Genomic DNA, 12,347 nt, shown 5'->3' on the forward strand with positions numbered 1-12,347 from the left:
GAATTGCATTCCGTTTTTTGCGATTGCATACTGCCCAGCCATCAGCCACCGAAAAACAGACTGGCCAACACGGGGGATGCCACCGCGCCCACCCGCCTGCGCCAGCTACCCAGGAGAGACTCATGCCACCACGCCAGCTCGCCCTTGCTGCCCTCAGCATGCTGGAGCTATCCCCGCCCGACATGGTCAGCTGCGCCGCTGCAGCCGGCTTCAGCCATGTCGGCCTGCGCCTGCTGCCCGCCACCGCCCAGGAGCCGCAACACGACATGCTGGGCAACAGCCCGCTGCTGCGCGAAACCTTGCAGCGCCTGCAGGACACCGGCCTGCAAGTGTCTGATGTGGAAATACTCAGGCTCAAACCGGAAGTGGATGTCGCCAGCTATCTGCCCATGCTGGAAAGTGCCGCCCGGCTGGGTGCACACGAGGTACTGGTGGCAGGCAACGACCCGGACTTTGCCCGCTGTGCGGACAGTTTTGCCCGCCTGTGTGAGCTGGGCGCACCACTGGGCCTGAACATGAATATCGAACCCATGCCCTGGACCGACATCCGCAACATCGCCATGGCCATGCAGTTGCTGGAGCAGGCCGGCCAGGACAATGCCGCCCTGCTGGTGGACGCCATCCACTTTGACCGCGCCGGGGATGCCCCGGCCATGCTGGCCGAGGTGCCGCGCCAGCGCCTGCACTACATGCAGTTGTGCGATGCCCCGGCAGCAAAGCCCGACAGCATGGAAGAACTGCTGTACCAGGCCCGCGCCGAGCGCATGCCACCGGGCCATGGCGGGCTGGCGCTGGGCGAACTGCTGCTGGCCTTGCCGCCGGACCTGCCGATTGCGCTGGAAGTACCGATGCACAGCAAGGGCCATCTGCGTGCCGTGGAGCGGGCCAAGCTGCTACGCAATGCTGCACAACAGGTATTGCAGCGCACCTACGGTGCAGCGCTGGAGTCAGCTGGCACGTAACAATCTTCCATTAAAAAAAATTCTCAAAACGTACCGACTGGTTGCTTTTATGCAACAAAACGGACGCAAGACAGCAATACGGAGAGACTGACATGCTGTTGCAACTGGAAAACCTGCCTGCACAAGGCAGTGAATTTGATGTGGTGGTGATCGGTGCCGGCGGTGCCGGGCTGGCTGCCGCACTGTTTGCCGGCCTTGCCGGACAGAAAGTGCTGCTGGTGGAACACAGCGAATACGTCGGCGGTACCACCGCCCTGTCCGGCGGCACTACCTGGATACCCGGCACCCTGCATAGCGCGCGGGTGAATCCGCAAGACACCCTGGCCGAAGCAGCGCGCTATCTGGACAATGCCATTGGCGAACGGGCCGACCCGGCACTGCGCCAGGCCTTCCTGCAAGCCGGCCCGGCGGTGGTGGCTGCACTGGAAGCCGCCACCGAGGTGAAATTCCGCCCCTACCCCAAACACCCGGACTACATTTCCGACCTGCCCGGCTCCACCCTCAATGGCCGTGCGCTGGAACCTTTGCCCTTTGATGGCCGCCTCTTGGGCGAGCTGTTTGCCGTACTGCGCCCGCCCATTCCCGAATTCACCGTGCTGGGCGGCATGATGGTGGACCGCACCGACATCAACCACCTGCTGAAGCTCAAGTCCTCGCTGCCTTCGTTCAGGCACTCGCTCAAGCTGCTGCTGCGCCATGCCAGCGACCGCCTGAGCTACCCGCGTGGCACCCGGCTGGTGATGGGTAATGCACTGGTAGGCCGCCTGCTCTATTCGCTGTCGAAACTGGGCAATGTGCAGCTGGCACTACGAACCCAGGCCAGCGACATCCAGCACGATGAGCGCGGCGTGCACGGCCTCACCCTGCGCCAGGGCAAGACCAGCCGCAGCATCAAGGTGAATCAGGGGGTGATTCTGGCCAGCGGCGGTTTCAACCGCGACCCGGAACAACGCGCCCGCCTGCTGCCGGGCATAGAGATGGACTGGTGCCCCGGCGCGCCCGGCCATACCGGTCAGGCACAGCAGCTGGCACGCGGCCTTGGTGCAAAACTGGCCGAAGGCAGCCTCAGCCCGGCGTTCTGGGCACCGGTATCACTGCGCCGCCGTGCCGATGGCAGCCAGGCGGTGTTTCCGCACTTCATGCTGGACCGCGCCAAGCCCGGCATGATTACCGTCAATGCCCGTGGCGCGCGCTTTGTCAACGAAAGCACCTCCTACCACCTGTTTGGCCTAGCCATGCAGGAAGCCAACCGCAGCACGCCCAGCATTCCGGCCTTCCTGATTTGCGATGCTGCCGCCTTGCGCCAGTACGGCATCGGCATGGTGCGCCCCGGCGGCAAGAACCTTGAACCCTACCTGGCCGATGGCTACCTGACCGCAGGCAACACACTGGCCGAGCTGGCCGGCAAGCTGGGCATGGACCCAGCCATGCTGGAGGACAGCGTGGCGCGCAACAACCGCTTTGCCGCCAGCGGCGTGGACAGCGACTTCCACCGTGGTGAAACCGCCTACCAGCAAAACATGGGCGACCCATCACGCGGTCAGCCCAATCCCAATATCGGCCCGCTCGCCGAAGCCCCGTATTACGCGGTGCGGCTCTATCCGGGCGACATCGGCGCGGCCACCGGCCTGCAAACCGACGCCCAGGCCCGCGTGCTGGGCCGCGACGGCCAGCCCATTGCCGGCCTGTATGCGGTGGGCAATGACATGCATTCCATCATGGGCGGGGTGTATACCGCGCCCGGCATCACCATCGGCCCGGCACTGGTATTTGCCAGCATTGCCGCCACCCACGCCAGCCAACGCCACACCCGCGCCCCGACGCGCGACACCGTTACCCAATAAGGAGAGCACAACATGACCCAAACCCTGCAACTGGATGGTGCCACCCGCGTACTGGCCATCGTGGGCGACCCGATCGCCCAGGTGAAATCCCCGGCTGGCGTCAGCGCCGCCCTGCAACAGCAAGGCCGCAATGCCATTCTGGTACCCAGCCATGTCAGCCCGGCCAATCTGGATGCCTACGTCAAGGGCATCAGCCTGGCGGGCAATCTGGACGGCATCATCGTCACCGTGCCGCACAAGTTCGCCATGTTTGCCCAATGCAGCAGTAGCAGCGACCGGGCGCGCCGCCTGGGCGCGGTCAATGTGATGCGCCGCAATGCCGACGGTAGCTGGCACGGCGACATGTGTGACGGCGCTGGCTATGTAGCCGCCATGCGCGCAGCGGGCTGCCAGCCGGAAGGCAAGCGCGCACTGCTGGTGGGTGCTGGCGGGGCGGGTTCGGCCATTGCACTGGCCCTGCTGGAAAACGGCGTCAGCGAACTGGCCATCCACGACGCAGACACCAGCCGCCGCGACCAGCTGATTACCCGTCTTGACGCCAGCTTCCCCGGCCAGCTGCGCATGGGCAGCAACGACCCCAGCGGCTTTGCCATTGCCATCAACGCCTCGCCCACCGGCATGCAGGCCAGCGACCCGCTGCCAATTGATGCCGGCAAGCTGGACGGCACTATGTTTGTCGGCGACGTGATTACCGCCCCGGCGGTCACCCCGCTGATTGAAAGTGCCCGTGCACTGGGCTGCCAGACCGTGGTGGGTGGCGACATGTTTGCCGCCGTGCGTGAACTGATGCTGGACTTCCTGCTGGCGCAGGGTCCGCTGGCGCGCTGAGGTTGGCCGTGGACAAGCAAGCACAAGCCAACACCCTGCACTGCGACCTGCTGGTCGTGGGCAGCGGCGCCGGCGGGCTGGCCACCGCCGTCACCGCCGCCCGGCTGGGGCTGAAGGTGGTGGTGGCCGAAAAAGAAGCCGAATTCGGCGGCACCACTGCCTGGTCGGGTGGCTGGCTGTGGGTGCCGCGCAACCCGCTGGCCATCGCTGCCGGGATTGACGAAGACCCGGCCCTGCCGCGCCAGTACCTGCACAGCGAACTGGGAGAGGACTTCGACCCCGTGCTGGCCGATGCCTATCTGAGCCACGCGCCGCGCATGGTGGACTTCTTCCAGCGCCACAGCCTGCTGCGCTTCATCGACGGCAACCTGATTCCGGACTTCCACGGCCACAGTGCCGGGGCGGCCAGCGGCGGGCGTTCGGTGTGTGCGGCACCGTTTGATGGCCGACTGCTGGGCGCGCACATCCACCAGCTGAAAAAGCCGCTGGACGTGATTTCGCTATGGGGCATGGGCATCGCCTCTGGTGTGGAGCTGCGCCATTTCCTCAACGCCAGCCGTTCGCTCGCCTCCTTTGCCTATGTCACCCGGCGTGTGCTGGCCTACTGGCGCGACTGCCTGCTGCATGGCCGTGGCATGCGGTTGGTCAACGGCAATGCGCTGGCCGCCGCGCTGGGGGCCTCGGCCCTGCAAGCCGGGGTGGAACTACGGCTGTCCAGCCCGGTGCGCCAGTTGCTGCGCGAACAGGACAAGGTGAGCGGTGCGTTGCTGGATACGCCGGACGGCCCGCTGACCGTGCATGCCAGCCGTGGCGTGGTGCTGGCCTGCGGCGGCTTTCCGCACGATGTCGCCCGCAAGCGCCAGCTGCTGGCGCATGCGCCCACCGGGCAGGAACACTGGTCGGCAGCGCCGGTCAGCAATACCGGCGACGGCCTGCGGCTGGGCGAAGCCGTTGGCGGCGTGATGGGCGAGATGGCCTCCCCCATGGCATTGGCACCGGTATCGCTGGTGCCACGCGCCGATGGCAGCACCGCCCACTTTCCGCATCTGATCGAACGGGCCAAACCGGGGCTGATTGCCGTTACCGCCAATGGCCAGCGCTTTTGCAACGAGGCTGACTCCTACCACGACTTTGTCTCCGCCTTGCTACGTGCCATCCCGGCAGGTCAGCCGGTGCAAGCCTGGCTGGTGGCCGACCACCGCTTTGTCCGCCGCTACGGGCTGGGCGCGGTCAAACCCGCCCCCATGCCGCTGGGCCGCTGGCTGCGCAATGGCTATCTGCAACGTGGCAATACGCTGCAAGAGCTGGCCCGCCGCTGCGGCATCAACCCCGTAGCGCTTGAACAGCAGGTGGCACGCTACAACCAGCAAGCCGCTACCGGGGAGGACAGCGACTTTGCCAAGGGCGACACCCCCTATAACCGCGTACAGGGCGACAAGGACAATGCCTGGCCCAACCCCTGCATGGCCCCGCTGCAGCACGGGCCGTACTACGCGGTGAAGCTGGTCCCCGGCAGCCTGGGCAGCTTCGCCGGGCTGGCCACCAATGCCAGCGCGCAAGTGCTGGATGAACACCGCCAGCCCATCAGCGGCTTGTACGCGGTCGGCAACGACATGCACAGCATGATGGGCGGCCACTACCCCAGCGGCGGCATCACCCTGGGCCCGGCCATGACTTTCGGCTATCTGGCGGCACACCACGCCGCCGGACGCCAACCCGACGCAAGCCTTTGAACATTTTCAATATCAAGCAAGGACACACCATGTACTACGAACTCGCCACCCTCACCCTGCCCTTTGGCACCACCGCCCAGGCGGCCCAGAACGTACAGGCCTACACCAGCGACACCGCTGCTGGCGGCGAACTGCTGGGCTGCTGGTATAGCGATATCGGCCAGCTCAACCAGCTGCTGGTTTTGCGCGGTTTTGACAGCCTGGCCGCACTGGAAGCCGAGCAGCAACGCACCCGTCTGAGCGCCGACCCCTACGGCTGCGGCAGCCTCGCCACCAGCATCGACCGGCAGGCGTATCAGGCTTTCCCGTGGATGGCCCCGCTACGCCCCAGCAGTGAAAGCGGCATCAAGGGGCCGGTGTATGAAATCCGTACCTACGGCATCAAGACCGGCGGCCTGCAGCACACCATCGACCTGTGGCAGGAATACCTGCCGCCGCGCAGCGCGCTGTCGCCCTGCCTGGTGGCCATGTTCGCCCTGCAAGGCCCGCTGCGCTTTACCAATATCTGGGCCTACGCCAGCGTGGACGAACGCAGCCGCATCCGTGGCGAAGCGGTTGCCGCCGGCATCTGGCCGCCCAAAGGTGGCCCGGCCTGGCTCACTACCGACATGCACTCCATCATTGCCCTGCCCACCGCCGTATCGCCGCTGAAGTAAGCGGACAAAAAAAGGGACACCTGTCAGGTGTCCCTTTTGCATGGCTGCCCTCTCAGGCTGAGTCGGTCATATCAGTCATACCAGTTGCTGCGCGCCTGCTGCCGGGCGCGCGATTGGGCCTGTGCGGCCAGGCGCACCGCCACATTGGCGGCGCCGTATTGCTGGTAACCGGCGCGGCGTTGCAGCAGTTCGAAGAAGAAGCGGTCTTCAAACTGGGCGGTGTACACATGCAGCATTTCTCCGCCTTGGGCATCGCGGTCGTACAGGATGTTGGCTGCGGCCAGGCTGGCGACAAATTCATCCGGCAGATCGAAGCGCGCGGCCAGGTCGTCGTAGTAGTTACGCGGAATTTCCAGCAAGGGCACGCCGCTTTCCCGCGCCGCTGCCACCGCAGCAAAGATGTCGTCGGTAGCAAAGGCAATGTGCTGCACGCCGGAACCGCGATAGGTAGACACCGAACGGGCAATGGCGGTATTGCGGTTTTCCGAGATATTGAGCGGAATGCGGATGCTGCCATCCGGGCTGTGCAGCACCCGGCTTTTCACCAGTCCGTAGGGGTCGGGCAGCACGTGCTCGTTCTCGGCCTTGAAGCCATACACGGCGCGGAAGAACAGCATCCAGGCGTCCATGGTTTCCGCTGGCAGGCCCAGCGCGAAATGGTCGATGCTGGTGAGCAGGCCTGGCTTGTCTGCGGCCGCCGGCAGCATGTCAAAGTCGGACTGGTAAATGCTGCTGCCATCCGCGCCGGGTTCCACCAGGTATTGCAGGCTGCCATCCGGCGCACGCACGGCGGGAATCTGCCGCTCGTTGGGGCCGACACGGCTTTCAAAAGAACGCGCGCGATACTGCTTGGCGCGTTGCAGCGCCTGGGCGCTGTCATTCACCCGGAAGGCAGACGCGCACAAGGACGGGCCATGTGCCACGAAAAAGGCATGGGCGAAGGAGTCTGGCTCGGAGTTGAGAATCAGATTGATGTCACCCTGACGGTACAGATTGACGCTTTTCGACTTGTGCTGCCCGGCATGGGCAAAGCCCAGCTTGCCGAACCAGCGCGCCAGCCGGCTGGCGGCGGCCTCGTCCACGGCGAATTCCAGAAACTCCACCCCGTCGTATTGCGGCTGCGCTGCCGGAACAAACAGCTGCGGCAGCACGGCGGCGGCACCGGGTTCCGCGCTGGCAGCCAGCTGCGCGCGGGTGTTTTCTTCCAGATACAACAGGCCACGGCGACCATCTGCCGCGGTGCCGCCGGTGGGTGCCGCGCGGAAACCGTCGTTGAAGATTTCCAGACTCAGCGGGCCCTGATAGCCGCTTTGCAGGATGGGACCAAGGAAGGCCGGCAGGTCAAACTCGCCCTGACCGGGGAAGCAGCGGAAATGACGGCTCCACTCCAGCACATCCATATTGAGGATGGGTGCATCGGCCAGTTGCAGGAATACGATCTTGTCGCCCGGAATTTCCGGCAGGCGCGACAGGTCGTCCTTGATCGACAGGGTGTGGAAGCTGTCCAGAATCACGCCCAGATTGGGGTGGTCCACCGTTTTGACGATGTCCCACACCTGACGGTAGGAGTTCACATGCTGGCCCCAGGCCAGTGCCTCGTAACCCACCAGCACTTCATGTTTTGCCGCCAGCTCGGCCAGCTGGTGCAGGTCGTCGGCAAGCACCGCGTTATCGCGGATCACGTCCGGTTGCACATTGCTGCACACCAGGATGCGGTCGGTACCCAGCTCGTGCATCAGCTCGAACTTGCGTTCGGCCCGTTCCAGATTGTGTTGCAGGCGGTCGCGGCGGCAGCCTTCGAAGTCGCGGAAGGGCTGGAACAGCATGATCTGCAAGCCCAGCTCCTGACACAGGCGGCGTACATCACGTGGCGAGCCATCAAAATACAGCAGGTCGTTTTCAAAGATTTCTACGCCCTGAAAGCCGGCAGCGGCAATCGCCTCCAGTTTCTCGGGTAGGGTTCCGCTCAGAGAAACGGTGGCAATACAGTGTTGCATGGTGGTCATCCTCAATGGGGAAACTGGCGCTGGCGGCGCACCGCTCTGGGTCTGTGTGCAGTACTGGCGATGCTGCCGGTTTACTTATTTCGTACCAACAGGTACATTTCAATCTTAGCGTGAAAATTTTCACTGCACCAGTGCGTTTTCCCTGTTCCCGCCATCCGGCTCGCGGCCTGTGCCGTGTGCCGGATGCATGCCGCCCGCTGCGGCAGTCAAGCAAAAAAAGACCAACACATGCCTGCATCCACATCCGCTGCCAATACGCTGTTGCTGGGCCTGATAGGCCAAAGCATCCAGGGCTCGCGCTCGCCACAGCTGCACGAAGAAGAAGCCCGCCAGCTGGGCCTGCGCTGTCTGTATCAATTACACGACCTGCCGCTGGACACCGGCACTGCCGAGCTGGACACGCTGCTGGCCGCCATGCAGACCGTGGGCTATGCCGGCTGCAACATCACCCACCCGTTCAAGCAAACCGTGCTGGCCTGTCTGGACAGCCTGTCCGACGACGCGGCCGCCATTGGCGCGGTGAATACCGTGCAATTGCGTGACGGCAAACGCATTGGCCACAACACCGACTGGTGGGGCTTTGCCCAGTCCTTCCAGCAGCAATGGCCGCAGGCCAGGCTGGACAAGGTGGTGCAACTGGGTGCTGGCGGTGCCGGTGCTGCGGTGGCCCACGCCATCCTCACCCTGGGTGCGCAAAGACTGGCCCTGCACGATGCCGACCCGGCCCGTGCCAGTGCGCTGGCGGCACGGCTGAACCAGCGCTTTGGTGACGGACGGGTAGTGGTGACAGACGATGTGGCCGGAGAACTGGCCAGCGCCGACGGGCTGATCCAGGCCACGCCGATTGGCATGCAAGGCCACCCCGGCCTGCCGCTGCCAGTGGAATGGCTGCATCCGGCCTTGTGGGTGGCCGACGTGATTTACTTCCCGCGCGAAACCGCCTTGCTCAAGGCGGCAAAAGCGCTGGGCTGCGCTACCATGAATGGCGGCGGCATGGTGGTGTATCAGGCTGCGGGCGCATTCCGCCTGTTCAGCGGCCTGAACCCGGATGCCCAGCGCATGGCCCGGCACTTTGCCAGCCTCAGCGACTGCAGCTGACAGATTGAACCGGCAAGCTCTTGTTGAACCCGCAGCCCTTACCAGACAGGTTCCCCATGTCCGACACCCTTCCCTTTAGCAGCCGGCCCAACCCCATGGGCACGGACGGCATCGAATTTGTTGAATTTGCCACCACCGATCCGACAGCCCTTGGCCAGCTGCTGCAGGCCATGGGCTTTCGCTGTACTGCCCGGCACCGTTCCAAACAGGTGCTGTTGTACCGTCAGGGCGATATCAACTTCATCGTCAATGCCGAGCCGGACAGCTTTGCCCAGCATTACGCCCAGCAGCGCGGCCACAGCATTTGCGCCATTGCGCTGCGGGTGAAGGATGCACGCGCAGCCACCTTGCGCGCCCGCGAACTGGGGGCATGGGAAGTGGACATGGGCACCGGGGTGATGGAATTGCACATTCCGGCCTTCCAGGGTGTGGGCGGTTCGCTGCTCTATCTGGTAGACCGCTATGGCGAGCACTCCATTTACGATGTGGACTTCCTGCCGCTTAACGCGGACAAGCAAGCTACGGATGCCGGACTGAACCGCATCAGCCTGCTGACCCAGAGCATGCCGGGCGAACGCATTGGCGACTGGCAGGACTTCTACCAGCACCTGTTCGGCTTTGCCGAATCCGCCAGTGACAGCACAGCCGACAGCCGCCTGCTGCTAAGCCCCTGCGGCAAGATCCAGCTACGCTTGCAGGCCGCCGTGCTGGAGCATGGCATCAGCGAGGGCATGACCGGCGTCACGCTGGCCAGCCATGACATGGTCCTCACCCGCCAGCAGCTGCAACAACAGGGACTGGGCCTGTCCGGCCCGCAACAGCTGGTGCGGCACGCGCTGGAGCATGCCGGCTTGCTGCAATTTGCCATCAGCAAGGAACAGGGGAACTGACATGGACGCCAGCCGCTTTGCCATTGATACCGCCCCCTTGCAGGGCAAGCTGCAAGACAAGCTGCAGGCCATGTCCGCCGCCGGTTTCTCCCGCCTCACGCTGTGGGCGCAGGACCTGATGAACGAACAGGAAGGCGGCCTGGCACAAACCGTGCGCACGGTGCGCCACAGCGGCATGAAGGTGATCGGCTTCGAGGCGCTGCGCGACTTCGAAGGCATGAGCGGCCGTTTTCTGGAATACAAGATAGACCTGGCCAAAACCATGATGCGCATGATGCAGCAGGTGGGGGCCGAGCTGCTGGTGGTATCGGCCACCACCTCGCCCAATGCGGTGGGCGATCTGGAAACCACCGCCGCCCATCTGCGCCTGCTGTCCACGCTGGCCACGCCCCTGGGCATCCGCATCGGCTTCGAGCCGCTGGCCTGGGGCCGTTATGTGCACGACTACCACGCGGCATGGCAGGTGGTGGAAATGGTGAACCGGCAGAACGTGGGCCTGGTGCTGGACAGCTTCCACCTGTTTGCCCGTGGCATTCCGCTGGACGACCTGTACCGCATCCCCATGCACAAGCTGTTTCTGGTGCAGCTGTCCGATGCCATGAGCGACTACCTGCCGCTGCTGGAAGAAATGGTGCACATCTCGCGTCACCAGCGCTCCTTCCCCGGCGAAGGCGTGCACAGCATGGCGGTGGTGGACATGCTGGTGCGGCTGGAAATGGCCGGTTATCAGGGCAATTACGCCTTTGAAGTGGCCAATGACGAATTCCTCACCCAGGACGCGCATAGCGTGGCCAGCCGCGCCGCCCGTTCGGTGGACTGGCTGTGCCGCACGGTCAGCCAGCGCCTGCAGGACAGCGGCTGCTAAGCGCGGCGGACAAAACCCCTGCTGCCGGGTTGCGCCTCCTGGCCCTACTTTTATGTACGGTCGGCGGCGGCGCGATTTTGTTAGCCGCGCTGAGTCATTCCAGAAAGAAGTATCAGCCCGGCAGCTGTGCCGCCAGCGCCTGCTGCGTCACCTGTTCCAGCCGCTGGCGCAGCCAGATGTGCAGCGGATCGTGGCGATGGCGCTGGTGCCATACCAGATACATCGGCATGTCCGGGCAAGTCAGTGGTGGCGCACAGCTGGCCAGCCCCGCCAGCAGATTGCTGGCCAGCAAGCCCGGCAAAGTAGCCAGCCGGGTACTGCCCTGCACAAAGGGCGCGATACCGGAAAAACCGGGCAGCCAAGCAGCAATGCGCCGCCTTACCCCCTGCCCGGCCAGAAAATCATCAATATCCAGCATGCGCGGCGGCGTATAGCCCACCGTGACATGTTCAGCCGCCAGATAGTCGTCCAGACTGGCCGGTGCCGCACGGCAGCCTGCGTCGTAAAACACCCGGTAGTGGTCGGCAAACAAGCGCTTTTGCACGATGTCGCTGCCATCCGGCGGGCGCGGGGTAATCACCAGGTCGCACTCATCGCTGCGCAGTATCTCCACCGTGGGAATGCCGGAGGGCAACACCCTTAGCGACACGCCCGGCGCTTCGGCCTGCAGCACACCCAGCAGGCGCGGCAGCAACAGGTCGCGCTGCAAATCGTTGGCGGCAATGCTGATGGTGCGCTGCAAACGCGCCGGATCAAAACTGGCGGCACTGACAAAGCGGCGCATGTCTTCCAGCAGGCTGCGCGCATGCTGGGCCAGCGCCTCGGCCCGTACCGTGGGCGAGATGCCGCGGCCGGACTTCACAAACAGCGGGTCGTCCACGATCAGCCGCAGCTTGTCCAGCGCATGGCTGACTGCGGACTGGGTCATGTCCAGGCGCTCTGCCGCACGGGTAACCGAGCGCTCCTCCATCACCGTCAGCAGTAATTGCAGCAGCCGGCCATCCAGCTGCAAATGATCGAAATTTTTCATGTATGCCATCCGGTTTACCGCATTTATCTCCATACCGCAAACAGGGACACTGAACTCACCAGAATCAACAAGGGAGAACAAGTGATGGCGGAGCAACAACGCGTTTCCATTCCGGGAACCACCCTGTTTGACGACATTCAGGCGCAGAAGGGTTATGCCCTCAACAAGATGTGCTTTTCCTTCAACGACAAGGCCAACCGCGACGCCTTCAAGGCCGACGAAGCCGCCTACTGTGCCCGCTTCGGCTTGACCGCGCCGCAACTGGCTGCGGTGCAAAGCCGCAATGTGCTGCAACTGATTGCCGCTGGCGGCAATGTTTACTACCTGGCCAAGTTTGCCGGGATTTTCGGCCTGGACGTGCAGGACATCGGTGCCCAGCAAACCGGCATGAGCAAAGACGAATTCAAACAGAAACTCCTGAACGCGGGACAATAA

The 12,347-nt window shown here is 64.1% G+C and carries 11 protein-coding genes; 9 read left to right on the forward strand and 2 right to left on the reverse strand.

The features are described 5' to 3' along the window. The first annotated feature begins 122 nt into the window (after positions 1 to 122). The 5 genes from DKK66_RS18585 (at position 123) to DKK66_RS18605 (ending at position 6,023) form a co-directional block, all read left to right on the forward strand. Positions 123 to 962 (forward strand): sugar phosphate isomerase/epimerase, encoded by an 840-nt coding sequence (locus tag DKK66_RS18585; protein WP_131360426.1) that lies wholly within the window; start codon positions 123 to 125, stop codon positions 960 to 962. A 92-nt stretch (positions 963 to 1,054) separates the two neighbouring features. Then, positions 1,055 to 2,806: an FAD-dependent oxidoreductase gene (locus tag DKK66_RS18590; protein ID WP_131360428.1), complete on the forward strand. Its 1,752-nt coding sequence runs from the start codon at positions 1,055 to 1,057 to the stop codon at positions 2,804 to 2,806. A 12-nt stretch (positions 2,807 to 2,818) separates the two neighbouring features. Continuing rightward, complete coding sequence (locus tag DKK66_RS18595; RefSeq protein WP_131360430.1) at positions 2,819 to 3,634, forward strand: shikimate dehydrogenase; 816 nt, start codon at positions 2,819 to 2,821, stop codon at positions 3,632 to 3,634. A gap of 8 nt (positions 3,635 to 3,642) precedes the next feature. Next, positions 3,643 to 5,367 carry an FAD-dependent oxidoreductase gene (locus DKK66_RS18600; RefSeq protein WP_131360432.1) on the forward strand — a complete coding sequence of 575 codons (1,725 nt, stop codon included), beginning with the start codon at positions 3,643 to 3,645 and terminating at the stop codon, positions 5,365 to 5,367. A gap of 29 nt (positions 5,368 to 5,396) precedes the next feature. Continuing rightward, positions 5,397 to 6,023: an NIPSNAP family protein gene (locus tag DKK66_RS18605; RefSeq protein WP_131360434.1), complete on the forward strand. Its 627-nt coding sequence runs from the start codon at positions 5,397 to 5,399 to the stop codon at positions 6,021 to 6,023. 71 nt (positions 6,024 to 6,094) lie between these two features. Here DKK66_RS18605 and DKK66_RS18610 read toward each other — a convergent pair whose 3' ends face one another. Further along, positions 6,095 to 8,020: a bifunctional sugar phosphate isomerase/epimerase/4-hydroxyphenylpyruvate dioxygenase family protein gene (locus tag DKK66_RS18610; protein WP_131360436.1), complete on the reverse strand. Its 1,926-nt coding sequence runs from the start codon at positions 8,018 to 8,020 to the stop codon at positions 6,095 to 6,097. A gap of 237 nt (positions 8,021 to 8,257) precedes the next feature. Here DKK66_RS18610 and DKK66_RS18615 point away from each other — a divergent pair, with 237 nt between their 5' ends. Genes DKK66_RS18615 through DKK66_RS18625 form a run of 3 tightly spaced genes read left to right on the forward strand, consistent with a single transcriptional unit; the run spans position 8,258 to position 10,882 of the window. After that, entirely contained in the window at positions 8,258 to 9,127 is an 870-nt protein-coding gene (locus tag DKK66_RS18615; protein WP_131360438.1) for a shikimate dehydrogenase, read from the forward strand. A 56-nt stretch (positions 9,128 to 9,183) separates the two neighbouring features. Continuing rightward, positions 9,184 to 10,017: a 4-hydroxyphenylpyruvate dioxygenase family protein gene (locus tag DKK66_RS18620; RefSeq protein WP_131360440.1), complete on the forward strand. Its 834-nt coding sequence runs from the start codon at positions 9,184 to 9,186 to the stop codon at positions 10,015 to 10,017. Between the two features lies 1 nt (position 10,018). After that, positions 10,019 to 10,882: a sugar phosphate isomerase/epimerase gene (locus DKK66_RS18625; RefSeq protein ID WP_062791126.1), complete on the forward strand. Its 864-nt coding sequence runs from the start codon at positions 10,019 to 10,021 to the stop codon at positions 10,880 to 10,882. Positions 10,883 to 10,994: 112 nt separating this feature from the next. On the opposite strand, the gene DKK66_RS18630 is transcribed toward DKK66_RS18625, so the two are convergent. Continuing rightward, positions 10,995 to 11,912, reverse strand: coding sequence for a LysR family transcriptional regulator (locus DKK66_RS18630; RefSeq protein ID WP_131360442.1), 918 nt, complete (start codon positions 11,910 to 11,912; stop codon positions 10,995 to 10,997). An 84-nt stretch (positions 11,913 to 11,996) separates the two neighbouring features. Here DKK66_RS18630 and DKK66_RS18635 point away from each other — a divergent pair, with 84 nt between their 5' ends. Beyond that, positions 11,997 to 12,347 carry a protocatechuate 4,5-dioxygenase subunit alpha gene (locus DKK66_RS18635; protein ID WP_045844910.1) on the forward strand — a complete coding sequence of 117 codons (351 nt, stop codon included), beginning with the start codon at positions 11,997 to 11,999 and terminating at the stop codon, positions 12,345 to 12,347.

The sequence above is a fragment of the Aquitalea sp. USM4 genome (assembly GCF_004328945.1).
Classification (GTDB): Bacteria; Pseudomonadota; Gammaproteobacteria; order Burkholderiales; family Chromobacteriaceae; genus Aquitalea; species Aquitalea pelogenes.